This window comes from Pseudobutyrivibrio ruminis HUN009 (assembly GCF_000703005.1).
In the GTDB taxonomy this organism is placed as follows: Bacteria; Bacillota; Clostridia; order Lachnospirales; family Lachnospiraceae; genus Pseudobutyrivibrio; species Pseudobutyrivibrio ruminis_A.
Genome location: NZ_JNLH01000001.1, coordinates 100,248 through 123,918, shown reverse-complemented (window position 1 = coordinate 123,918; position 23,671 = coordinate 100,248). Strand labels below are relative to the sequence as shown.

Below are 23,671 nucleotides of genomic sequence, written 5' to 3'. Positions count from 1 at the left end.
ACTAATTCCATCTATGCTAACAGTCAACTCATTCGTAGCAAAATCTTTGCATCAAGGCAAAGATGGAAAGGAGAAGACAGTCTATGAATAGAAAAAATGTTTTGGGGTTTGCAATGGCGATTGCCATGGTGGCAATGTTAGCATTTTCTGGGTTTGAGGTTAGTGCAGCTGGTTTGACACAGGCACAGTTTCCAGAACTTGTTCATTATGGAACAATCACTGATGAGGATGCTCAGATATTAAAGAGCTTCTTTGATCTTGAATACTACAAGGAGCAAAATCCTGATGTAGTTGAACAATACGGAGATAGCTATGAAGCCCTCTTTAATCATTTCTGTACTAAGGGCGTGTTTGAAGGAAGAACAGGTAGCGCAGACTTCGACCCTGCGGCATACGCTAGTGCATATGGTGATTTGAAAGCTCAGTTTGGTACTGATATTTTAAGCTACTATAGACACTATGCAACGGAAGGTAAAGCCGTCGGCAGAAATATCACAACAATTGCAGCTTGCGCAGAAGCTGGCATTACAGTAATCGGCCTTGCTAACGATTCTATAGTAATCACTCCTGATGTATATAGAGTTGCTGTTTATCTAGGAACAAATGATTACGGGGCTGTAAGACAGTCTATCGCAATCGCAGAGCAGAGGGCAGCAGCCACAGGTGGTTCAGTCGTTATAGTTGCAGATGATGCAGCTGGTGGGGGATCAGCATTAGATGGATTGGAAAAAGTGGGTACAATTACTGCTGGTAATGGTTTACATATTGGAATTTATGTAGGACAGAACCTTCAGTCGTATGGTGCATGGCAATTGGATGGAGATACACTAGCAGCTATAACACTTATATCTAGTACTGATGGTTATGTTGCTGTAAAGGATGGGAATGATAAATTAGATTTAAACTATCGAATAGCTTCTATACCTGTTAGTGCATGGTCTGCAGAAAATACAAGCTCAACTTTAGAAGATACAACAGCCGACATTTATATTACAACAGGTGCTGAGACAAAGACAGACTACGATATACAACCAAATTCGCGAGAAACAAATGGTGTAGAAACTACTGTAACTTCTGAATATATTAGCACACCTTCCCCTGTTGTTGCAGATGAAAATGGAACTACAAGTACAGAATATACTGTAGGATTTGGTTTTGTTGAATCTTCCGCAGAAAGTGTTACTGTTAATGTAGCTATAGAAGGTGACGATGGATTAACAATATCTGATACATATACCTTTGAAGCAGCAGAATAATAATTATTTATAGAAAAATCTAGCCCTAAATAGCGGCATGTAAAAAAAGAGAACAGCCACAACCCCACATGCTGCGACTCAAAAGCAAGAACAAAAAGAGCTGCCACATTTTAAATGTGACAGCTCTTATCTTATGCCCTATAAATCTTACGCAGCCTCAACAGCTTCGCTTTCATAAGAAGTTTCTACTTTCTTCTCACGGAAAATAGTTCTAAAGATAAGTCTTACAAATGGTCCACAATAGAACAACTGATAAAGAAGTGCCATTGGGAAGTTCATAGCCCATGTCTGAATCCATGTTCCAAATGTGTGAGTGTCCTTGAAAAGAATAGTAGCTACAAGGCTCATTGTTGGGCACATGATGCAGCAAATGCAAATTGAGATAGCGTATGTAATGAACTGAGGTCTGTCAGTAGGTTTCATTACAGAAAATGCAAGGGCACGTGCAAGCTTACCAACGATGAAAAACTCAAGAATGAATGCGATAGGCACCATTATAGGAAGCTCATGGAGTGCTAAAAGGAATGTCTGACCTGTTACTCCACCTGTGTTTAATGCAACGTTGTAAACCACCATTCCGTAAACCATAACAGTGGCCATAATTATAGTTAATACTACGTCTTGAAATTTGTTTTTAGGCATAATAAATCCTCCTTCTGATAATGAATAATACATAAAATTACATGTGTTGTTCGTTATCATCCGGAGGATGTGTCGTTTCCAATTAAACCATATTATCTTTTGTTGCGTCAGCAATGATAACATGATTTTCAACAAAATGTAAGTGTTAATTTTGTGAAATGTGCAAAATTATCTTGTTACGTAAACAGGTAGGCCGTTTTCGTATTCAAGCTCAGGCTCCCCAATTACTAGAGGCTTGAGGTATTCTAACATTTCATCTGTAACCCAGTTGTGGCTTTCATTAATCCATTCCTGAGGAACTTCCTTTGCTTCGTTTGCAATATCGTGGATAGTCGCATAGCTGTAGTCTACAGTGTATGGTGCGTTACTTGTGCGGTTAAGAACTACCATTGCACCTGTTACACCTTCTTCCGCATACTGCACTCCGTGCTTACCAAGCTCTACAGATTCTTTTAAATCAGTAAGTGAGCTCATATGAGCAGCAGCTCTTTGTAAAACGTTTACTTCTATTGAACGAACCTTTACGCCAAGTCTATCCTTTACAATATATTCAAGAGTCTTGCCAGCACCTGAAAGCTGTGCGTGACCAAAGTTGTCTAATTGGCCTGTAGATGCAGAGATATATTCACCATTAGCATCACGAATTCCCTCGGATACAGCTACAACTATATTTGTCTTTTCCTTTAAAAGACGAGATAAATCGTTTACAAATACCTCTGTGTTAAATGGAACCTCTGGAAGATAGATTAAATCTGGTCCGCAGCAGCAGTTATTTCTTGCAAGAGATGTGGCGGCTGTAAGCCATCCAGCATCTCGTCCCATTACTTCTATAATAGTAACACTAGGAGAGTTGTAGATTTTAGCGTCGTAAATAACCTCCATAGTGGTGGTAGCAATGTATTTTGCAGCTGAGCCAAAACCAGGAGTATGATCTGTTACACACAAATCGTTGTCTACAGTCTTTGGCACACCGATAAATCTAATAGGAGATTCTATTGATTTTGCATATGCTGAAAGCTTGTCTACAGTATCCATGGAGTCGTTTCCACCGATGTAGAAAAATGCTTCGATATCATATTTTTTAAATTGCTGAAATAGGGTATTATAGATAGGGTCGTTTGAAGTGACGCTTGGAAGCTTGAAACGACATGAGCCAAGGTACATGGCTGGAGTAACTTTAAGTTTTTTTAGAAAATTGGAATCAGATTTTATTGTTTCGGTTAAGTCGATGATGTTGTCATCCTTAATGCCGATAATTCCGTTGATGGAACCGTAAATCTTGTCGTATTTAGAAGACAAGGCTCCCTCGATGACGCCAGCAAGACTGGCATTGATTGCCACAGTTGGTCCGCCCGACTGTGCGACGATGATGTTTCCCATTTGATTACCTCCCGAACGTATGCTTATAATTAAGCTTCTAGGGATTATTCTAACATAAGGAGAGATACTATGAACACCTTTTTATACGCTATTTTGGATTTTATTAACGACATGCACACATATCTTCTTTCTCTGAATGATGCATATGAGGCAAATTTCACAGATAAAGAGCTACATTTCCTTGTGATTGGCGCAATTGGCATGGCTATGATTTTTGTTGTTCAGCCACTTTTCTCACTTTTGGCCAAAACAGGTCACGTGCTTGTAATAAGTTGGATATACGTATTTACGTTAATCCTTCTTCTTACCTTCGCCATCGAAATCGAGCAAAAGATTACAGGCTCAGGCGCTATGGAGTTTGAAGATATCGTGTTTGGCGTGTGGGGCTTTATGCTGATGTTCTTGATATATGCCCTGATACGAGGAATTATAATAGGTATATATAAATTAATAAGAAATAGAGATTAAAAAAGTGCCAGGTTTTTAAAAGACCTGGCACTCATTTTATATGATGTTTAGTAAGAGTCTGTTGTAGTCACGGTCTTCTAGAAGATTAAGGACACGGCGGGCTCTTGAATATTGTGTACGACTAATTGAAATAACACAGACGTTTCTGGCTCCATTGTAAGATCTGCGCTTGAAGAATGGCACTCGGTGCCAATTCTTTGAAAAGGGTACTGATTCATGAAGAAGTAGATTAGAAGTACGATTTGATACTATTCTGTTTGTGATTTCGCATAAGACAACGTCTTTATCAATGTTTTTGGCAAGCTTTGGTTTCTTTCTCATAACAATTTCCTATCAATCCAAGTGTATGTTTATTTCTTTACCCATAGAATTTGCAACCTTCACTAGAAAATCCAATGAGGGATTGTATTTGCCGCTTTCCATGCGGGAGATATTTGATTTTTTCGTGCCGGCCATATCAGCTAGAACCTCCTGCGTGAGATGCAGGGATTTGCGTGCGTCCTTAAGCTGTTTTGCAATGGAACGCCGGGCTGCTATGGCTTGAGATGAAATGATTCCATCTGAATATCTTTCCTTCATTAGCTACCCACCAATTCGATACTATAATGTTATCATATATGATAACAGACTACAACGAGTTTCACAACAAAAACATTCTTTTTTAAAAGGGGAGAATGTACTATAATCTTAAGAAGAATGTTTTATAGAAAAGAGGTTATGTATGTACGATTTAACAGGAAAAACAATTGTAGAAATAAAAGAATATGTAAACTCACTTAGCAATGAGGAGTTAGATAAGTTTATCGAAGAAGTAGATTTTGCTGATTACGATTTTGACCTTGAGGCTACAGATCTTTTAACCAGTTCACGCCTCTATGATTATATTCAGTATGCTCACAATGGAGAGGCTGCTGTAACTTTCGACTAAATTAAAAATAAGGAGAATGGTATGGTTTCAAAAAAGCAGAAATTCAGAACAGTATTGTTAATAATAATTCTTGCGATAGCAATTATCGCTGGAGTATTTGGAGTAAGCTATGCCAAGGGCAGTGTGGTATTTCCTTGGGAAGTAACTGAAAAGCAGGAAGAGGAGCCGCAGGTTGCTGAGGAGCAGGAAGCTGAAAAGGTTAAGGAGGCTACTGCTAAAGAGGAAGCACTTGAAAAAGAGGTAGAAAAGGTAGAAGAGCCAGAAGAGCCAGAAGAAGAGACTACTGAGGAAGTGGAAGAAGAACCACAGACTACAGCAGCTACTACAGGTGTTTCACTTGATTATTATGGAGCCCTTCATGTAGAGGACGGCAAGCTTGTAGATGAATCAGGCGATGTAGCAGTGCTTACAGGTGTTAGCTCACATGGTCTTAGCTGGTATCCTGAATATGTCACACCAGAGACTATCGAATCTCTTAGAAATAACTGGGGAATCAATGTTATCCGCCTTGCTATGTACACAAGCGATTACAATGGCTATTGCGTGGCAGGAGAGGATGTTCAAAATACATTAAAGGACAACATCGATGCTGCAGTTGAAGCTGCAACAGAAAACGATATGTATGTCATCATCGATTGGCATATCTTAAATGATAGCAATCCAAATGAATACAAAGCACAGGCTATTCAGTTCTTTGGAGAGATGGTTCGTAAATACGAAGACAACGAAAATGTTATCTACGAGATTTGCAATGAGCCAAACGGTGACACTACATGGGAAGATATCTGTGCTTATGCGGATGAAGTAATTCCTGTAATCAGAAATGTGGATAGTGATGCAGTGATTTTAGTCGGTACTCCAAACTGGTCTAGTGATCTTGATTCAGTTGTGGAAGCTCCACTTGATTATGACAACATCATGTACACATATCATTTCTATGCAGGCACACACAAATCCAGCGCTAGAAACACACTTACAGACGCTTTAGATGCAGGCCTTCCAGTATTCATTTCTGAGTATGGCTTTGTTTCAGCTGATGGCGATGGTTCTGTTGATACAAAGGAAGCTGCTAAATGGCAGGATATTATTGATGAGTATCAGCTTTCAACTTGCATTTGGAATCTTTCAAATAAGGCAGAGGGTTCTGCTTTGATTAGTTCAGATTGCAACAAGACAGCTGACTGGGAGGAAGAGGAGCTTTCTGAACAAGGCCAGTATTTCGTCAATATGCTTCAATCAATAGATACAAGCAAGCAGGATGATGAAGAAATCTCTGATGAAACATCAGAAGACATAAATGAAAAAGAGCAAAAGCTCAAGCAAGAAAAAAGTAATATGGAGAAAAAGAGATAATGACAACAAATGAGAAAATCGCAAAACTTAGAGAATTAATGAATGAGAGAGGAATCGATCTTTACCTGATTCCAACAGATGACTTCCATTCATCAGAATATGTAGGAGAGCACTTTAAGGCTCGTAGCTTTATGACAGGCTTTACAGGCTCAGCAGGAACAGCTGTTATCACAAAGACAGAGGCACATCTTTGGACAGATGGACGTTACTTTGTACAGGCTGCAAAACAGATTGCAGGCTCAGAGGTTATCCTTGAAAAAATGGGTGAGCCAAAGGTTCCAGAGGTAGAAGAATTTATCGAGAAGAACTTCCCTGAGGGAGGATGTCTCGGATTTGATGGCAGATGCGTATCAGCAAAGAATGCTGCTAAGTATTTTGATATTGCTCAGGACAAGGGTGGTGAACTTGCTACAACAGAGGATTTAGTTGATATTATCTGGGAAGACAGACCAGAGCTTCCAAAGGCTACAACATGGGTACTTGAGGATGAGTTCTCAGGTGAGAGCATGCAGGCAAAGATTTACCGCATCCGCGAAAAGATGAAAAAGAAAAAGGCAGATGCACACTTAGTAACAAGCCTTTATGATATTGCATATATCCTTAATCTTAGAGGAAATGATATTGCAAACGTACCAGTTTTCCTTTCATTCCTTCTTATTACAGATGATAGCGTAATCTTATTTACAGACACAACAAATTGGCCAGAGGAGGCTATGAGATACCTCAACGACAACAGCGTAAAGCTTTATCCATATGATATGGTTTATCACTATATGCAGAGCGCTGATATGGCTAACAGACGTATCCTTCTTGATCAGGAAATCGTTAACTACAACATCGTTAAGGCATTAAAGGGCTCAGCAAAGATTATCGATGGCAAGAACCCTTCAGAGCTTATGCGTGCAGTTAAGAACGAGACAGAAATCAAGAACACAAGATTAGCTCACATCAAAGATGGTGTAGCTTGCACAAAGACTATCAAATACATCAAAGAAAACATTACAAAGGAGCCAATGACAGAAATCACAGCTTCAGACTACTTCGAGGCTAGACGTCGTGAACAGGAGCACTTTGTAGATTTATCATTTAATACAATTTCAGCATATGGTCCAAACGCTGCAATGATGCACTACAGCGCTAAGCCAGGCTCAGAAGCAACACTTAAGCCAGAAGGATTCCTTCTTGTTGATTCAGGAGCCCACTACCTTGAAGGTACTACAGATATCACTAGAACAATCGCTCTTGGTGAGCTTACACAGCAGATGAAGGAGTACTACACAGTAGTTCTTCGTTGTCACTTAAGACTTATGGCTGCAAACTTCCCTAAGGGAGTTACAGGAGCAAACCTTGATGTACTTTCACGTGGTCCAGTTTGGGATATGGGGCTTGATTACCGTTGTGGTACAGGTCACGGTGTTGGTCACATCCTCAATGTTCACGAGGGACCAAACAACTTCCGTTGGAGAGTTCCACAGGGCAAGAACGCTGCAGAGCTTCAGCCAGGAATGATCACAACTGACGAACCAGGCCTTTACATTGAAGACGGCTTCGGTATCAGAATTGAAAATGAGCTTCTTTGCGTAGCTGGTGAGACAACAGAGTACGGTGATTTCCGTCACTTTGAGTCGCTTACAGTTTGCCCAATCGATCTTGATCCAGTTATCCCAGAGATGATGACAGAGGCAGAAAAGAAGACTCTTAACGAATATCACGCATTCGTTCGTGAAACACTTAAGCCATACCTAACCGACGAGGAATATGCATGGCTGGAGAAAGAAACTCATGAAGTATAAATAGCTAGTAGTTAACTAGCGAGAGGATAATGTAATGAAATTATTATTGATTGACGGTCATAGCATTGCCAATCGTGCATTCTATGGTGTTCCAGATCTTACAAATAGTCAGGGGGAGCATACAGGAGCCATTTTTGGCTTCCTGAATATGATGCTCAAGTTTATCGACGACGAAAAGCCTGACAACTTTGCTGTTGCATTTGATGTTTCAGCTCCAACGTTCCGCCACAAAATGTATGATGCATACAAAGGCACTAGAAAGCCAATGCTTCCAGAGCTTAAGGAGCAGATTCCTCGTATTCAGGAAATGCTTAAAGCTATGGGTGTGCCTGTAATCACATTAGAGGGATGGGAAGCAGATGATATTCTTGGAACTCTTTCTAGAATTGGTGAGGAAAAAGGATTCGATGTAACTATCGTTTCCGGAGATAGAGATCTTCTTCAGCTTGCTACAGACAAAGTTAAGATTTCAATTCCAAAGACAAAAAAAGGTGGCACTGAAATCGAGCAGTATTATGCCGCTGATGTTAAGGAAGCTTATGGTGTTACACCAAAGCAGTTTATAGATGTTAAGGCACTTCAGGGTGATGCTAGCGATAATATTCCAGGTGTTGAAGGCGTTGGTCCAAAGACAGCTGAAAAGTGGATTGCTCAGTATGGCTCAATCGAAGAGTGCCATGCCCATGTGGATGAAATGAAAAAGGGGAAAGTCCTAGATAATTTCATTGCTCAGTGGGATATTGCAGTATTATCAAAGGAGCTTGCTACTATCAATGTACATGCTCCAATCGAGCTTGAGGAAGGCTCTACAAAGCTTGAAAACCTTTTCACAGAGGAGGCATATCTTCTCTGCAAGCGTTACGAGCTCAAAAAGCTTCTCCCAAGATTCGAAAACACAGACACTTCAAAGGTACAAGACACCACATCGGAGACATTTAAGCACATCTCTGACTTGTCAGATGTGGAAAACTTCTTTGCAGGTTTAAGCAAAAGTGGAAAAGACTTTATCGGCGCAAGCATTATGGCAGGTGCAGATAAATCAATTAAGGGTGTAGCCCTTTCTGTAGGTGATGAGACTGTTTATGTTGATTGCGCAGGCTTTATTACTCCTGATTATTTAGGACACAAGCTTGTAGAAATCAGCAAGGCGGGCGTGAAGCTTTGCTTCTGGGATTTAAAAAATGCAATGCACATCATCTATCAGCTTTTCTCTGCAGAGGAAAAAGCGCAGGTAGATGCAAATGGTGGAAAGGCTGAAATATTCCCAACTGCCTGCGATGTTGCAGTTGCAGCATATCTTTTAAATCCAACTAAAAATGCCTACACAGCAGACGATGTGGCAAGCGAGATGCTTGGTGTAATCATCCCTGCAGTGGCAGATTTATTTGGCAAGAAAAAGCTTGAGGCAGCCTTAGAAGATGATTCAGAGCTTGAGCATATTACAACCTATGCTTGCTACAATGCATATGTAGCTTACGCTTCATTCGAAAAGGTTATTTCTGAAATAAAAGAACAGGGAATGCTTCATATCTACGAGGATATTGAGCTTCCTTTAGTTTATACATTGTTTGATATGGAAATAGCAGGTATTGCAATGGACGCTGAGGCTCTATCAGCATATGGAAGCAAGCTTGCAGTGCGTATCACAGAGCTTGAAAAGAGCGTTTATGAGCAGGCTGGTGAGGAGTTCAATATCAATTCTCCTAAGCAGCTTGGTGTGATTTTGTTTGAAAAACTTGGAATCCAGGGCGGTAAGAAGACCAAAACAGGTTATTCTACAGCAGCAGATATTCTTGAAGAGCTTGCTCCAGCAAATCCTATCATTAATGATATTTTGGAATATAGACAGCTTGCAAAGCTTAAGAGTACATATGCAGATGGCCTTGCAAATTGCTTAGATTCAGACGGCAGAATTCGTTCTACATTTATGCAGACAGTTACAGCTACAGGACGAATCAGCTCTACTGAGCCAAACCTTCAAAACATCCCAGTTAGAATGGAGCTTGGCCGTGAAATCCGCAAGGTGTTCTATCCAAAGGATGGCTGCGTATTCATTGACGCTGACTATTCTCAGATAGAGCTTCGAGTATTAGCTCATATGTCTGGGGACGAAAATCTTATCGGTGCATTCAAGGCTGGACAGGATATTCACCGCTCAACAGCATCTTTGGTGTTCAACACACCATTCGACGAGGTTACAGATATTCAGCGCCGCAGCGCTAAGGCTGTAAACTTTGGAATAGTTTATGGAATCAGTGCATTTGGCCTTGCAAAGGACATCGGAGTTGGCAGAAAAGAAGCTCAGGAATATATCGATAATTATTTTGTTGCATATCCAAAGATGCATGAATTCTTAGAGGGATTAAAGGCTGAGGGCAATGAAAAGGGCTATGTTACTACTATGTACGGCAGACGTCGTCCTATCCCAGAGCTTAAATCTTCAAACTTTATGACAAGACAGTTTGGTGAGAGAGTAGCTATGAATTCCCCAATTCAGGGTACAGCTGCAGATATCATCAAAATTGCTATGGTAAATGTTCATGACAGATTATTAAAAGAGAATCTCAAATCAAAGCTATTGCTTCAGGTTCATGATGAGCTCCTTATTGAGACATTCAAGGACGAGCAGGCACAGGTTGAAAAGCTTGTTGCAGAAGAGATGGAGCATGCGGCTTCACTGGCAGTTGATTTGGAAATCGATATGAAAACTGGAATGAATTGGGCAGAGGCACATTAAAAGCAAATTTTTCTGAAAGAAAAGTTTGCCACAACACAGCCTTGCCGAAGGCAATTTTAGATGGCTGTGTTTTCCCGTGGACAGGAGATAAGCTATGTATTTTATAGGCATTACAGGGGGCATCGGTGCTGGAAAAAGCACGGTGCTCTCTTTACTAGAGGAAAACTTTAATTGTAAGGTCTTACTGGCAGATTTGGTTGCTGCGGATTTAATGAGACCAGGAAAAGAATGCTTTGATAAGGTGGTGGCATTGCCATGGCCAGAAAGCATTTTAGACCCTCAGGGTGAAATTGACAGACCTAAGATGGCAAAGTTTATGTTTGCTGACAACAGTCTTCGCGAGGCGGTAAATGGAATAGTACATCCAGCAGTACAAACAGAAGTACTAAATCAAGTGGAAGCTGAGAAAGAAAAGCACAATATAGAGTATTTTTTCTTTGAAGCTGCATTGCTCATAGAATGCGGTTATGGTAAACTTGTGGATGAGATGTGGTATATCTATGCAAGCCAGGAAGTAAGGGAAAAACGCCTTATGGAGACTCGCGGATATTCCAAAGAACGAATCGCAAAAACAATCAGTACACAACGCAGTGAGGAGAGCTTCAGAGCTCACTGCAACAGAATCATAGACAACAGTGGCACAAAGGAGCAAACACTTGCTCAGTTGCGCCAGATTATTCACGAATAATTCCCGAGGAGAGTAACTTATATGGAGAAGAAAGATATTGTATTTGGACTTGATATTGGTACCAGAAATGTCATTGGTACAGTAGGATATCTTGATGGCGATGAATTTCATGTTATCGCTCAAAATCTTAAAGAACACGATACCAGAGCCATGCTTGACGGTCAGATTCACGATATCGGTCGAGTAGGTGCTACATGCGATGAGGTGAAAAAAGACCTTGAAGCACAGACAGGTCTTGCATTATCAGAAGTATGTATCGCTGCCGCTGGTCGTGTGCTTCGTACAATCACTACTCACGTAGAGATGGAATTCCCAGAGGAAACAGTTGTTACCGGAGAGGACTTACATACACTTGATATGATGGGTATCGAGCAGGCTGGTAAGGAAATCAAAGGCGACGAGGACAATAAATACAAGTTCTTCTGTGTAGGTTATTCTACTGTTAAATATTACTTAAACGGAGATGTTTTCACATCCCTTGAGGACCACAAGGCCGATACAATCGGAGAGGACATCATCGTAACATTCCTTCCAGAGGATGTAGTTGATGGTCTTTATTCAGCAGTTGGCAAGGCAGATCTTTCAGTTGCCAACCTTACATTGGAGCCTATTGCAGCTATCAATGTTGCAATCCCACAGAGCTTCAGAATGCTTAATATCGCCCTTATCGATGTTGGTGCAGGTACATCCGATATCTGTGTCACCAGAGACGGCAGCATCATCGCATATGGCATGATTCCTATGGCTGGTGATGAGCTTACAGAGGTATTGGTTCATGAATACCTTGTAGATTTTGCTACAGCAGAGCAAATTAAGCGCGCTTCAACCGAAGGCGGAGAAATCACATACGAGGATATTATGGGCCTTAGCCATACCATCAAATCAGAGGATGTTTGGAAGCTTACAGAGCCGGTTATGAAGAAGATAGCTTCCGAGGTTGCAGAAAAGATTAAGGAGCTTAATGGAGGTAAATCTGTATCTGCAGCATTTGTTGTTGGCGGTGGTGGAAAAATCCACGGCTTTACAGAAGCTCTTGCAGCAGACCTGAAAATCGTCCCTGAGCGTGTTGCTCTTCGTGGCGAGGAAGTAATGAAAAACATTGTATTCGAGCAGGAGGATATAGCAAAGGATTCACTTCTTGTTACACCAATCGGTATCTGCTTGAATTACTACGAGACAAAGAACAACTTCATTATGATTCACTTCAATGGTGAGATGATGAAGCTTTATGATAATGGACAACTTACAATTGTAGATGCAGCTATGCAGGCAGGCTTCTCTGCTGATCAGCTGTTCCCAAGACGTGGCCGTGAAATCAACTTCACAGTCAACGGTGTATCACGTATGATTCGTGGTACAGAGGGCGAATCCGCAGTTGTTACAATGAATGGCAAATCAGTTGGAATCAACACACCACTTGAGTTTAACGCAGATGTTACAGTAGTTCCTTCTACTGTTGGCGAAGGTGGACGTGGTACAATTGCTGATTTAGCAGAGTTTACTACAGAATACCTTTATTTCAATGTTTGTGGGCATAGAGTTAAGTGCCCAAAGTTTGTTGAGGTTAATGGTTCTATGGAACCACCTACATATTCAGTTAAGGATGGAGATGTTATCGAGACTCGACCATTCTACACAGTTGGCCAATTGGCAGAGTTTATGGATGTTACAATCGATGACAGATATGAAATCCTTGTAAACAACCGTCCGTCTACCAAGGAATCCCTTGTATATGAAAACTTTGCAATCGAATGGACAACTACAAATCAAATTGCCTACAGAGCAGATTATATTGTTGATGAATCAGAGGGTATGCCAGAGGATTATGAAGCTCCAGCAGCACCTGATACACCAGCAGAGGATGCTCGTACAAGAATGAAAATCGAAACCGTTGAAATCCCTATCAAGGTCAATGGCAAGGACATGGTCTTGGCAGGTAAAAGGGATTACATCTTTGTAGATGTATACAATCTCATCAATTTCGACCCAAGCACAGGTGGCGGTAGACAGCTCATCACAAAGGTTAATGGACAGCCATGCGGCTACGCCAAGGATCTTAACGCTGGCGATGAAGTCGAAATTAGATGGAGCGAAAGTTAGTAAGGAAGTATTTTAGTAATGGATTTTTTTAGTATTGCAAGTGGTAGCAGCGGTAATTGCATTTGCGTGGGTGACAGCAGCACCCACGTAATGATTGACGCTGGTATTTCTGGAAAACGCATAGAAGCAGGTATGAATCAGTACGATTACACCACAGCCGATATGGCTGGTCTTCTTGTGACCCACGAACATTCAGACCATGTTTCTGGTCTCGGTGTTGTTTCTCGTAAATATCACATTCCAATTTATGCTACAGCTGGTACCATCAGAGCAATACGTTCTATGAAGAGCCTTGGGGCTATCGATGACACTCTTTTTCATGTTATCAAGCCCAATGAGGACTTCGTCTTAGGTAGTCTTAAAATTCACCCATTCCACATCAGCCATGACGCGGCTGATCCAGTTGCATATCGTATAGAAAATGATAAATCTAAGGTTGCAGTCTGCACTGACTTAGGGTATTATGACAGCAATATTGTGGAGAATTTAACAGGCCTTGATGCTATGCTATTAGAGGCCAATCACGATATCCACATGCTAGAAGTTGGGTCATACCCATATCATTTAAAACAAAGAATTCTTGGAAATTATGGTCATCTGTCAAATGAAACCAGCGGTAAGCTTTTAAGCAAGGTTTTAAATGACAACATTAAACACGTATTTTTAGGGCATTTAAGCCATGAAAATAATTATCCAGATTTAGCTTACGAGACTGTCCGACTCGAAGTTACCATGGATGAAACCACTCCATACAAGGGAAATGATTTCAATATCACAGTTGCAAGTCGCAGCGAGGTTTCCCAATTGGTGGTTATATAACTAGTAGATAATGGACTATAGGAGGAAAAGATGGAGAATAAGGTTATTATTACTGTAGTTGGCAAAGATACAGTAGGTATTATTGCACGTATTTGTACTTATCTGGCAGAGAGCGGTGTTAATGTGTTGGATATTACTCAAACTATAGTTCAAGGCTTCTTCAATATGATGATGATTGTAGATATCAATTCAAGCTCACGTGCTTTTGACGATATTCAGTGTGATTTGGAAAAGCTTGGAGATGAAATTGGAGTTCAGATTAAAGCTCAGAAGGAAGACATCTTCAACGCAATGCACAGATTATAGGAGGGAATATGGTTAATCTACAGGAAGTACTTGAGACAAACAAAATGGTTGAGGAGCAGACCCTCGACGTTCGTACTATTACTATTGGTATCAGTCTCTTAGAATGCATAGATTCAGATTTAGATAAGCTTAATGAAAAGGTTTACAACCGTATCACTACAGTTGCAAAGAATCTTGATAAGGTTGCAAAGGAAATTGAAAGTGATTACGGCATTCCTATTGTTAATAGACGTATTTCTGTTACACCAATAGCTTTAATCGGCGGTGCAGCTTGCAAGAAGCCAGAGGACTTCGTTACTTTGGCACACACAATGGACAAGGCCGCAGCAGCAGTTGGTGCAAATCTTATCGGTGGTTACTCAGCTCTTGTTTCAAAGGGAATGACAACAGCTGATGAATTACTTATTCGTTCAATTCCACAGGCTCTTTGCGAAACAGAAAGAGTTTGTAGCTCAGTTAATTTAGCTTCCACAAAAACTGGTATTAATATGGATGCTGTCAGACTTATGGGAGATATTCTTCTTCAGGTGGCTGACCGTTCAAAGGACAGAGATTCAGTTGATTGTATGAAGCTTGTAGTATTCTGCAACGCTCCTGATGACAACCCATTCATGGCAGGCGCTTTCCACGGCGTAACAGAAGCAGATGCTATTATCAACGTAGGTGTTTCTGGCCCTGGTGTAGTTAAAAAGGCTCTTGAGCAGGTTAGAGGTGAAAGCTTCGAGGTTCTCTGCGAGACAATCAAAAAGACTGCATTCAAGGTTACACGTGTTGGTCAGCTTGTAGCACAGGAAGCAAGCAAGCGTCTTAACATTCCATTTGGAATCATCGATTTATCACTTGCTCCAACACCAGCTATTGGCGATTCTGTAGCAGATATTCTTTGCGAAATCGGTCTTGAGTATGCAGGCGCACCTGGTACAACAGCAGCTCTTGCTATGCTTAATGATCAGGTTAAGAAGGGCGGCGTAATGGCAAGCTCATACGTAGGAGGCCTTTCCGGTGCCTTTATTCCTGTTTCAGAGGATCAGGGTATGATTAACTCAGTAGAGGCAGGTGCAATCACTCTAGAGAAGCTTGAGGCCATGACATGCGTATGTTCTGTAGGTCTTGATATGATTGCAATTCCTGGTGATACTCCAGCCACAACAATCTCAGGTATGATTGCTGATGAAATGGCTCTTGGTATGGTAAATCAAAAGACAACAGCAGCTCGTCTTATTCCTGTAATCGGAAAGGGCGTAGGCGATACAGTAGAGTTTGGTGGTCTCTTTGGATATGCTCCAATCATGCCAGTTAATAAATTCTCATGTGCTGATTTTGTAAATCGTCAGGGAAGAATCCCAGCACCTATTCATTCGTTTAAAAACTAAAAGAAGATACAAAAAGCTCCTAGCGGTATTGCTAGGAGTTTTTTGATTAATTATATTGAGGAGTTATTGTCTGGATAGTGCCGTCTGCGTTGTAGGTAAGTTCGCAGTATTTTACGCAACGGCGATGGTTGATTCCTTTTGAATACTCACAATCATGATAGAAGAGATACCATTTATCATGATACTCAACAATTGAATGGTGAGTTGTCCAACCGATAACAGGCTCAAGAATTTTGCCTGCATATTTAAATGGTCCAAGTGGATTATCACCGATGGCGTAAGCAATGGTATGTGTTGTGCCTGTAGAGTAAGAGAAGTAGTATTTACCATTGTATTTATGCATCCAAGGACCTTCGAAGTATCTACGGTCTTCATCTCCAGCTAAAAGAGGCTTGCCGTTTTCATCAAGGATTACAACATCAGCAGGAGTAGAAGCGAAGCCTTCCATATCATCGGTCATTACAGCAACCTTTGGACATACAGCTGGTTCATTTTTCTCGGGCTCTGTTCCGTTCGGATTAAAGCTGCCTTCTCTGTATTTTTCAAGCTGGCCGCCCCAAAGACCGCCAAAGTAGATATAAACCTTTCCATCGTCATCGATGAAAGAACATGGATCGATGCTAAAACTTCCAGGAATTGGCTCTTTTCTTGGAGTAAATGGGCCTTCTGGATTCTTGCTTTCTGCAATTCCAAGTTTAAATATTCCATCCTTATCCCTTGCTGGGAAAACTAAATAGTAAGTATCGTTTTTGTAAACTACATCAGGTGCCCAAAGCTGTTCCTTAACCCAAGGAATCTGGTCTTGGTGTAGAACTTCGCCGTGATCTATAACCTCATCGCTTTTGTCATCCATTGACAGGATATGATAATCACGCATCTGGTATTCATCACCATTGTCGTTGTCTTCACCATCATGAGGAATATCATGGGATGGATAAATATAAATTCTGTCGTTGAAAACATGTGCAGATGGATCTGCTGTAAAAATGTGTGTCACTAGGGGTGTGTTTTGTTTTTTCATTTTGTCTCCTTTAGCCCTTAACTGCACCAGCGGTCAATCCATCAACAATTTGGTTAGAGAATGCACAGTACACAATTATTGTAGGAACGATAGCGATAATGATTGCAGCAAACATCTGGGAATAATTAGTATTATATGGTCCTACGAATTTAGAAAGTGAAACTGGCAAGGTTTTCTTCAAATCATCTGATATAAATACCATAGCTAAAAGAAGTTCGTTCCAGTTTGCAATGAAAGTCATAAGACCTGTTACAAATAAGCCAGTCTTTCCAAGTGGAAGACAAACCTTAAAGAAAATCTGGTAAATAGTAGCACCATCGATACAAGCACTTTCAATAAGTTCATTTGGCATACCTTCGAAGAAGCCAACCATGATGAAGATAGTAACTGGAAGTGCAAATGTAAGGTATGGCAATATCAAACCGGTTAGGCTGTTTGTAAGATGAACCTTTGCAAAACGAGTGAACAAAGGAATCATTACACAGTGAACAGGAATCATCATTCCAAGAAGGAAATATGTAAGTGAAAGCTTTGCGAATTTCCAACGGAGTCTAGCGATTCCAAAAGCAGCCATTGAACCGATAATCATGCTTAATGCCAGTGTGATTACACAGACAATGAAAGAGTTTAATGTGGCAATGCCAAGTTTTCCAGCTGTCCAGGCAAATGTAAAGTTTTCAAAGGTAGGAGCCTGTGGCAAAGCAAATGGTGCTGTAAATATTTCTGCATTTGTTTTAAAAGATACGTTAAATACCCAAAGAAGTGGTGCAAGATAAAGCACAGCCATGAGTACTAAAAATATATAAATTATAATTTTAGGAATTGATATTTTTTTCATTACTAAACCCTCCTATTACATTTCGTACTGCTCGGTTTTTACAACTTTATTAATGAAAGCTGTTACAAGCAGACACAGGATTAGTAAGAGTACACCGATGGCACTTGCATAACCGTATTTAAAGTATTTGAAGCCTTGCTGATAAAGATGTGTTGCGAGAACTTCAGTTTTGTGGTTTGGTCCGCCTTCAGTCATGTTGAAGATCAAATCAAAGAACTTTAATGAACCAATAGCATTAAGTGACATTGCGGTTGCAACCATAGGTCTGATGAGGGGGAGTGTGATGTAACGAAAACTTTTGACCTTGTTGCATCCGTCAATGTAACTAGCCTCGTAAAGAGACTTGCTAATGCCTGATATCTGGGCCATGTAAAGCATCATAGATTGACCAACATATTGCCAAAGGGCTACGAAAGCGATTACCCACATAGGAAGGATTATGAATCCGTTTATATCCATGAGCCACAGAGGGCCTTCGATACCAAACTTTGCAAGTAATTGGTTGATACCAAGCTTAGGACTGAAGATAAACATCCACAAAAGTCCTAATGCTGCAGAAGAAAGAACGCATGGTAAATATATGATGTTTTTAAATACGTTTCTTCCTTTGTCTATATTTGTGAGAAGGGCTGCAAGAAACAGACCCATAATAAGCTGTGTTACACAAGAGAAGATAAGAAAGAACAATGAGTTCTTTAATGCAATTGCTAAAGTCTTATCTTGTAAAAGATTTTTATAATTCTCAAGTCCTATGAATTTAGGAGGAGTGAGTGCATTGTAGTCACAGAATGAATAATAGATTGACTGACAAATAGGTATAAATAGAACAAATGTAAAAAGTATAAATGCTGGCGCCATAAAGATGAATATGGCTTTTTTATTTCTTAATAGTTTATCCATAACAATATCCTTATTAATTAGTTAGTCTGAATTGGTTTCTTTTTTAAAATTGGGGCACATTAAAGTGCCCCAAAAAGAATGAGATTATGAAGAAGAAGTTAGTTTTTATCTACAGTTTGCCTCGTAATATTCTTCCATGTCTGTAGCTGCCTCAGCAGGGGTTATTTCGCCAAGGAATACAGAAACCATTGTGTCATCGAAGTGAGAACCTGTCTCAGTTGTAGGCATTGACTCGTTGTAGAAACCGAATGTTCCCTTTGCATTTGAGAATACATCCATAACGTATGCAAGCTGTGCAGGAGCCTTAGATGCATCGTATTCAACGTTTGTTACAGGAATCTTTCCACCAACTTCTGCTGTGTACTTCTGAGCTGTGTCGTCTGTGAAGTACTTCATAAGAGCAGCACAAGCTTCTGGATGCTCTGTTGTTGAGCTCATAGCAAGTGAATCAGACTTAGCAATTAATCTGTCGCAACCTGGGAACTGGAATACACCACACTTAGACTCGAAGTCTGGGTTTGAACCATTGATCTGTGCAATTGCCCATGAACCCTGGATAAGGATAGCAGCTTCTTCGTTGTAGAAGTTTGCTGTAGCTACATCATTTGTATCACCAGCAGCTGTTGGCTGGAAGTACTTAGAAAGTTCAACAAGCTTTGTTGCAGCTGACTCGAGCTTTCCATCTTCCCAAGAAGCACTACCGTCTGCAAGAGCTGCAAGGTCAACACCTTCCTCTTCGCAAAGGTAACCAGCTACCATTGAAAGGCACCATGCTGTACCAGCTGAGATTGAGATTGGTGTGTAACCTGCTGACTGAAGCTTGTCACATGCTGCAAGCATTTCATCCCAGTTTGTAGGAACTTCTACACCAGCTTCTTCAAACATTTCTGTGTTGTAGAAGCAGCAAGCTGCAGCTGTGTTAAGAGGTACTGCGTAAATCTTTCCATCATATGTCTGCTGTGTAAATACAGCGTCGCTTGTGAATGTATCTTTCCAGCCATCCTGTGCAAGATAATCATCAAGTGGAGCAGCAACTCCTGGCTCTACATAATCTGTAAGGTTAGGACCAGGGCTGACAATAAATACATCAGGTGTATCGCCTGCAGCTACAAGAGCGTTTAACTTTGCGTAATACTCTTCAAGGTTTGTTGTAACTACATTTACGTGATACTGTCCTTCGTAATCTGCGTTGAATCTGTCGATAACATCTTTGTAACCAAGAGAGATAAGATCCTCAGTTGCATTTAAGTCATCCCAGAACATCCAAGTGATTTCCTCTACTCCATCAGCAGATGTTGATGAGCTAGAGCTTCCTGACTGGCCACAACCTGCAAATAAAGAAGCGACCATCATTGTTGATAAGATTGCTGATAATAATTTTTTTCTCATACCTTTCTCCTTTTTTTCTTAGATAGCAGTTTGTTATAAAAACCCCAAATAAACTGCTTCGTTGTTGTTAACCTAAATGTAGCACACAGATTATTCACATTCTTATAAATTGTTGTTTCTTGATTATCAAATCTTGCCATAGTGGTACGGCACTCTATCGGTGATTTGTATATGATTTCCGAAAGGCTATGACGCAAAATATGCATTATGCACAAAATGAGAGAAATATAAATTGAATTTGATAAAAAATGTCTTGATTTTTTTGACAATTAGAGCAAAAATTGAAAACAAGAATTATTGCTAATTGTTGCTATAGGGGGAATTTACAAATGATAGAGACTTTAGATGGCATATTTGAGACTGTCCATTATAAGCAAAGCACCACGCTAAAGCTTTATGATAATAGAGAATACGAGGATTATCCAAAGCATTGGCATCCTGCTATTGAAATAGTAATGCCAGTGGAAAATGGATATACAATGCTGTTTTCAAATTCAGAAGTGTATTTAAGGGAGAAGGACATCTGCATTATATGTCCTGGATGCGTTCATGCTATAAAGGCACCTGAAACCGGTCGTAGAATCATCTTTCAACCAAATACTACATATCTGAGATTTCTTAGAGAATTCGAGGTTTTAATCTCATTTATGTCACCATATGCAATCATCACGCCAGAGGAATATCCAAGCATTCATGAGCAGCTTGTAAAGATGCTGATAGAAATAAAAGAGGAGTATATGGCAGGCACATCTTTTTCAGAACTTAGTATATATAGTAAGATTTTGGAAATGTTTAAGCTGATAGGACGAAACTATTCAAGCAAGTCCAACAAAACAAACGACACCAGTATTTCTTCAAAGGAGGATTATGCCAACAAGTTTGTGGAAATCTGTGATTATATAGACAGCCATTGTTCAGAAGATTTGAAGCTGGATGAGGTTGCAGATATGAGCGGCTTTAGTAAATTTTATTTTGAAAGACTATTCAAGCAGTTTACAGGTACTAGCTTCTATAAATACGTTAATCAAAAGCGTATTGCTAAGGCATCAGAGCTTTTGATTGAACCGGGAAATTCTGTTACTGATGTAGCACTTAACTGCGGATTTATGTCTATTTCTTCTTTTATTAGAATGTTTAAGCTTCAAAAGGGATGCACTCCTACAGAGTTTAAAAGCATGTATTGGAGCCTTGAAATTGAAAGAAATGGAGAAAAAGCAGAACTTGTACAGTAATTATACAACTTGTACACTCCTTATAAACGGCTAAAATATAATATTTTAAATCAAAGAAATACAACTTGTGCCGACCGCTGGACAAGTTGTATTTTATTTATATACGGTAAACGTTTTAGGAGGAGGGTAAATCTTATGAAAACACAGCTTAACTACAAGTTTTGGTTCTGCACAGGTTCTCAGGATTTATATGGAGACGAGTGCTTAGAGCACGTTGCAGCACACTCAAAGGAGATTGTTGAGACTTTAAACAAGTCGGGACGTCTTCCTTTTGAGGTAGTATGGAAACCTACAATGATTACAAACGAGGTAATCAGACGCACATTTAATGAGGCAAACAATGATCCAACATGTGCAGGTGTAATCACATGGATGCACACATTCTCGCCTGCAAAGTCTTGGATCCTTGGACATCAGGAATACAGAAAGCCACTTTGCCATCTTCACACACAGTACAATCGTGAGATTCCATACGCAACAATGGATATGGATTTCATGAATGAGAATCAGGCAGCTCACGGTGATAGAGAGTATGCTCATATTCTTTCAAGAATGGGTATCGAGAGAAAGACAATTGTTGGCTATTGGCAGGATGCTGAGGTTCAGGACAAGCTTGCTTCTTGGATGCGTACAGCAGTTGGTGTTGTTGAATCTAGCCACATTCGTGTAATGAGAGTAGCTGACAACATGAGGAATGTTGCAGTAACTGAAGGTGATAAGGTAGAAGCTCAGCTTAAGTTCGGATGGGAAGTTGATGCTTACCCTGTAAATGAAATTGCTGAGGCAGTTGCAGCTGTTTCTCAGTCTGATACAAATGCTCTTGTTGATGAGTATTACAGCAAATATGATATCTGCCTTGAAGGTAGAGACCCAGAGGAATTCAAAAAGCACGTTGCAGTTCAGGCACAGATTGAACTTGGCTTTGAAAGATTCCTTGAGGAGAAGAACTATCAGGCCATCGTTACACACTTTGGTGATCTTGGTTCTCTCAAACAGCTTCCAGGTCTTGCAATCCAGAGACTTATGGAAAAGGGATATGGCTTTGGCGCAGAAGGTGACTGGAAGGTTGCTGCCATGGTTCGTCTTATGAAGATTATGACAACAGGTATGAAGGATGCTAAGGGAACTTCAATGCTTGAGGATTACACATACAATCTTGTAAAGGGCAAGGAAGGAATTATCCAGGCTCACATGCTTGAGGTTTGCCCAACACTTGCTGATGGTCCTATTCAGATTAAGGTTCAGCCTCTTTCAATGGGTGATAGAGAGGATCCAGCTCGTCTTGTATTCCAGTCAAAGGAAGGCAAGGGTATTGCTACATCTCTTATCGACCTTGGAAATAGATTCCGTCTTATCATTCAAGATGTTGATTGCAAGAAGGTTGAAAAGCCACTTCCAAAGCTTCCAACAGCTATCAACTTCTGGACACCACAACCAGATTTCTACACAGGTACAGAAGCTTGGTTACTTGCAGGCGGTGCACACCATACAGCATTCTCTTATGATTTGACAGCAGAGCAGATGGGCGACTGGGCTGCAGCAATGGGAATCGAAGCTGTTTACATTGATAAGGATACAAAGATTCGTGATTTCAAGCGTGATCTTGCACTTGGAAATCTTGTATACGGTAAATAAATTGCCATTAGAAAGTCATAAATTTGATTGAAGGCAAAGGTTAAAAGCATTAAACTTTTAGTAGTTAAAAACTAGAAGAAATTGGCAAAATTGCCAGCACAGAAAGAAGGAGAAATAAAATGAAGTTATTTGTTGACACTGGAAAAATTGAGGACATTAAGAAGGCTAACGATCTTGGAGTAATCTGTGGAGTTACTACAAACCCATCATTGATTGCTAAGGAAGGTGGACGTAGCCAGGAAGAAATCCTTAAGGAAATCGCATCTATCGTAGACGGACCTATCTCAGGTGAGGTTAAGGCAACAACTGTTGATGCAGAAGGTATGATTAAAGAGGGCCGTGAGATTGCAGCAATGCATCCAAACATGGTAGTAAAGATTCCTATGACTGCAGAAGGACTTAAGGCTGTAAAGGTTCTTTCAGCTGAGGGCATCAAGACAAACGTTACATTAATCTTTTCTGCAAACCAGGCAATTCTTGCAGCTAATGCAGGTGCTTCTTATGTATCTCCATTCCTTGGAAGATTGGATGATATCAACATGCCAGGTATCGACCTTATCCGCGACATCGCAGAAATCTTTGATATATATGGATATGATACAGAAATCATCGCTGCATCAGTTCGTAACCCAATCCACGTTACAGACTGCGCTCTTGCAGGTGCTGACATTGCAACAGTACCATACAAGGTAATCGAGCAGATGATTAATCATCCACTTACAACTGCTGGCATCGAGAAATTCCAGAAGGACTACATCGCGGTATTCGGAGAGTAATTTTTTTCATAAAGTATGAATAGCTGGTAGGCTTGTA

The 23,671-nt window shown here is 40.4% G+C and carries 22 protein-coding genes; 14 read left to right on the top strand and 8 right to left on the bottom strand.

The features are described 5' to 3' along the window. Positions 1-83: 83 nt before the first annotated feature. A complete protein-coding gene (locus tag BO15_RS0100555; protein ID WP_033151582.1) occupies positions 84-1,256 on the top strand; it encodes a hypothetical protein in 1,173 nt (390 codons plus the stop codon). 147 nt (positions 1,257-1,403) lie between these two features. Here the strand turns inward: BO15_RS0100555 and BO15_RS0100550 are convergent, their stop codons facing one another. Next, entirely contained in the window at positions 1,404-1,898 is a 495-nt protein-coding gene (locus BO15_RS0100550; protein WP_033151581.1) for a DUF2798 domain-containing protein, read from the bottom strand. 168 nt (positions 1,899-2,066) lie between these two features. Further along, positions 2,067-3,278 carry a 6-phosphofructokinase gene (locus BO15_RS0100545; protein ID WP_033151580.1) on the bottom strand — a complete coding sequence of 404 codons (1,212 nt, stop codon included), beginning with the start codon at positions 3,276-3,278 and terminating at the stop codon, positions 2,067-2,069. 69 nt (positions 3,279-3,347) lie between these two features. Between BO15_RS0100545 and BO15_RS0100540 the strand changes: the two genes are divergently transcribed. Then, on the top strand, positions 3,348-3,746 hold the full coding sequence (locus BO15_RS0100540) for a hypothetical protein (RefSeq protein ID WP_033151579.1): 399 nt from the start codon (positions 3,348-3,350) through the stop codon (positions 3,744-3,746). A 36-nt stretch (positions 3,747-3,782) separates the two neighbouring features. On the opposite strand, the gene BO15_RS13585 is transcribed toward BO15_RS0100540, so the two are convergent. Both BO15_RS13585 and BO15_RS0100535 read right to left on the bottom strand, forming a co-directional pair. Beyond that, a complete protein-coding gene (locus tag BO15_RS13585; RefSeq protein ID WP_157752290.1) occupies positions 3,783-4,067 on the bottom strand; it encodes a hypothetical protein in 285 nt (94 codons plus the stop codon). 12 nt (positions 4,068-4,079) lie between these two features. Continuing rightward, entirely contained in the window at positions 4,080-4,325 is a 246-nt protein-coding gene (locus BO15_RS0100535) for a helix-turn-helix transcriptional regulator (RefSeq protein ID WP_033151578.1), read from the bottom strand. Between the two features lie 142 nt (positions 4,326-4,467). On the opposite strand from BO15_RS0100535, the gene BO15_RS0100530 reads away from it, so the two are divergent. The 9 genes from BO15_RS0100530 to BO15_RS0100490 all read left to right on the top strand — a co-directional run bounded on the left by BO15_RS0100530 (position 4,468) and on the right by BO15_RS0100490 (position 15,843). Continuing rightward, positions 4,468-4,674, top strand: a complete 207-nt coding sequence (locus BO15_RS0100530; protein ID WP_033151577.1) for a hypothetical protein — start codon at positions 4,468-4,470, stop codon at positions 4,672-4,674. Positions 4,675-4,695: 21 nt separating this feature from the next. Then, on the top strand, positions 4,696-6,027 hold the full coding sequence (locus BO15_RS0100525) for a glycoside hydrolase family 5 protein (RefSeq protein ID WP_052169686.1): 1,332 nt from the start codon (positions 4,696-4,698) through the stop codon (positions 6,025-6,027). Beyond that, a complete protein-coding gene (locus BO15_RS0100520) occupies positions 6,027-7,820 on the top strand; it encodes an aminopeptidase P family protein (RefSeq protein ID WP_033151576.1) in 1,794 nt (597 codons plus the stop codon). The genes BO15_RS0100525 and BO15_RS0100520 overlap by 1 nt, the downstream gene beginning before the upstream one ends. A 34-nt stretch (positions 7,821-7,854) precedes the next feature. Continuing rightward, positions 7,855-10,557 carry a DNA polymerase I gene (gene polA, locus BO15_RS0100515; protein WP_033151575.1) on the top strand — a complete coding sequence of 901 codons (2,703 nt, stop codon included), beginning with the start codon at positions 7,855-7,857 and terminating at the stop codon, positions 10,555-10,557. A 94-nt stretch (positions 10,558-10,651) separates the two neighbouring features. Then, positions 10,652-11,245 (top strand): dephospho-CoA kinase, encoded by a 594-nt coding sequence (gene coaE / locus BO15_RS13545; RefSeq protein ID WP_033151574.1) that lies wholly within the window; start codon positions 10,652-10,654, stop codon positions 11,243-11,245. Between the two features lie 21 nt (positions 11,246-11,266). After that, positions 11,267-13,345 carry a cell division FtsA domain-containing protein gene (locus BO15_RS0100505; protein ID WP_033151573.1) on the top strand — a complete coding sequence of 693 codons (2,079 nt, stop codon included), beginning with the start codon at positions 11,267-11,269 and terminating at the stop codon, positions 13,343-13,345. An 18-nt stretch (positions 13,346-13,363) separates the two neighbouring features. Next, a complete protein-coding gene (locus BO15_RS0100500; RefSeq protein WP_033151572.1) occupies positions 13,364-14,164 on the top strand; it encodes an MBL fold metallo-hydrolase in 801 nt (266 codons plus the stop codon). A gap of 30 nt (positions 14,165-14,194) precedes the next feature. Then, entirely contained in the window at positions 14,195-14,470 is a 276-nt protein-coding gene (locus BO15_RS0100495) for an ACT domain-containing protein (RefSeq protein ID WP_033151571.1), read from the top strand. Between the two features lie 8 nt (positions 14,471-14,478). Further along, complete coding sequence (locus BO15_RS0100490) at positions 14,479-15,843, top strand: PFL family protein (protein WP_033151570.1); 1,365 nt, start codon at positions 14,479-14,481, stop codon at positions 15,841-15,843. A gap of 46 nt (positions 15,844-15,889) precedes the next feature. Here BO15_RS0100490 and BO15_RS0100485 read toward each other — a convergent pair whose 3' ends face one another. From BO15_RS0100485 to BO15_RS0100470, 4 genes are all read right to left on the bottom strand, one after another. After that, positions 15,890-16,864: a glycoside hydrolase family 43 protein gene (locus BO15_RS0100485; RefSeq protein WP_033151569.1), complete on the bottom strand. Its 975-nt coding sequence runs from the start codon at positions 16,862-16,864 to the stop codon at positions 15,890-15,892. Between the two features lie 10 nt (positions 16,865-16,874). Further along, entirely contained in the window at positions 16,875-17,702 is an 828-nt protein-coding gene (locus BO15_RS0100480) for a carbohydrate ABC transporter permease (protein ID WP_033151568.1), read from the bottom strand. A gap of 15 nt (positions 17,703-17,717) precedes the next feature. Continuing rightward, complete coding sequence (locus tag BO15_RS0100475) at positions 17,718-18,602, bottom strand: carbohydrate ABC transporter permease (protein ID WP_033151567.1); 885 nt, start codon at positions 18,600-18,602, stop codon at positions 17,718-17,720. Positions 18,603-18,707: 105 nt separating this feature from the next. After that, positions 18,708-19,991 carry an ABC transporter substrate-binding protein gene (locus BO15_RS0100470; protein WP_033151566.1) on the bottom strand — a complete coding sequence of 428 codons (1,284 nt, stop codon included), beginning with the start codon at positions 19,989-19,991 and terminating at the stop codon, positions 18,708-18,710. 329 nt (positions 19,992-20,320) lie between these two features. Here BO15_RS0100470 and BO15_RS0100465 point away from each other — a divergent pair, with 329 nt between their 5' ends. The 3 genes from BO15_RS0100465 (at position 20,321) to fsa (ending at position 23,634) form a co-directional block, all read left to right on the top strand. Continuing rightward, positions 20,321-21,223: an AraC family transcriptional regulator gene (locus tag BO15_RS0100465; RefSeq protein WP_033151565.1), complete on the top strand. Its 903-nt coding sequence runs from the start codon at positions 20,321-20,323 to the stop codon at positions 21,221-21,223. A gap of 135 nt (positions 21,224-21,358) precedes the next feature. Next, entirely contained in the window at positions 21,359-22,858 is a 1,500-nt protein-coding gene (araA, locus tag BO15_RS0100460; protein ID WP_033151564.1) for an L-arabinose isomerase, read from the top strand. Positions 22,859-22,977: 119 nt separating this feature from the next. Then, on the top strand, positions 22,978-23,634 hold the full coding sequence (gene fsa, locus BO15_RS0100455) for a fructose-6-phosphate aldolase (protein WP_033151563.1): 657 nt from the start codon (positions 22,978-22,980) through the stop codon (positions 23,632-23,634). Positions 23,635-23,671: the final 37 nt, after the last annotated feature.

Coding starts and splice junctions, on each gene's coding strand:
- BO15_RS0100480 (WP_033151568.1), bottom strand. CDS start 17,702: ATGAAAAAAATATCAATTCCTAAAATTATAATTTATATATTTTTAGTA.
- BO15_RS0100530 (WP_033151577.1), top strand. CDS start 4,468: ATGTACGATTTAACAGGAAAAACAATTGTAGAAATAAAAGAATATGTA.
- BO15_RS0100540 (WP_033151579.1), top strand. CDS start 3,348: ATGAACACCTTTTTATACGCTATTTTGGATTTTATTAACGACATGCAC.
- coaE (WP_033151574.1), top strand. CDS start 10,652: ATGTATTTTATAGGCATTACAGGGGGCATCGGTGCTGGAAAAAGCACG.
- BO15_RS0100495 (WP_033151571.1), top strand. CDS start 14,195: ATGGAGAATAAGGTTATTATTACTGTAGTTGGCAAAGATACAGTAGGT.
- BO15_RS0100465 (WP_033151565.1), top strand. CDS start 20,321: ATGATAGAGACTTTAGATGGCATATTTGAGACTGTCCATTATAAGCAA.
- BO15_RS0100550 (WP_033151581.1), bottom strand. CDS start 1,898: ATGCCTAAAAACAAATTTCAAGACGTAGTATTAACTATAATTATGGCC.
- BO15_RS0100475 (WP_033151567.1), bottom strand. CDS start 18,602: ATGGATAAACTATTAAGAAATAAAAAAGCCATATTCATCTTTATGGCG.
- BO15_RS0100485 (WP_033151569.1), bottom strand. CDS start 16,864: ATGAAAAAACAAAACACACCCCTAGTGACACACATTTTTACAGCAGAT.
- BO15_RS0100545 (WP_033151580.1), bottom strand. CDS start 3,278: ATGGGAAACATCATCGTCGCACAGTCGGGCGGACCAACTGTGGCAATC.
- BO15_RS0100555 (WP_033151582.1), top strand. CDS start 84: ATGAATAGAAAAAATGTTTTGGGGTTTGCAATGGCGATTGCCATGGTG.
- fsa (WP_033151563.1), top strand. CDS start 22,978: ATGAAGTTATTTGTTGACACTGGAAAAATTGAGGACATTAAGAAGGCT.
- BO15_RS0100500 (WP_033151572.1), top strand. CDS start 13,364: ATGGATTTTTTTAGTATTGCAAGTGGTAGCAGCGGTAATTGCATTTGC.
- BO15_RS0100490 (WP_033151570.1), top strand. CDS start 14,479: ATGGTTAATCTACAGGAAGTACTTGAGACAAACAAAATGGTTGAGGAG.
- BO15_RS0100505 (WP_033151573.1), top strand. CDS start 11,267: ATGGAGAAGAAAGATATTGTATTTGGACTTGATATTGGTACCAGAAAT.
- BO15_RS0100470 (WP_033151566.1), bottom strand. CDS start 19,991: ATGAGAAAAAAATTATTATCAGCAATCTTATCAACAATGATGGTCGCT.
- polA (WP_033151575.1), top strand. CDS start 7,855: ATGAAATTATTATTGATTGACGGTCATAGCATTGCCAATCGTGCATTC.
- BO15_RS0100520 (WP_033151576.1), top strand. CDS start 6,027: ATGACAACAAATGAGAAAATCGCAAAACTTAGAGAATTAATGAATGAG.
- araA (WP_033151564.1), top strand. CDS start 21,359: ATGAAAACACAGCTTAACTACAAGTTTTGGTTCTGCACAGGTTCTCAG.
- BO15_RS0100525 (WP_052169686.1), top strand. CDS start 4,696: ATGGTTTCAAAAAAGCAGAAATTCAGAACAGTATTGTTAATAATAATT.
- BO15_RS0100535 (WP_033151578.1), bottom strand. CDS start 4,325: ATGAAGGAAAGATATTCAGATGGAATCATTTCATCTCAAGCCATAGCA.
- BO15_RS13585 (WP_157752290.1), bottom strand. CDS start 4,067: ATGAGAAAGAAACCAAAGCTTGCCAAAAACATTGATAAAGACGTTGTC.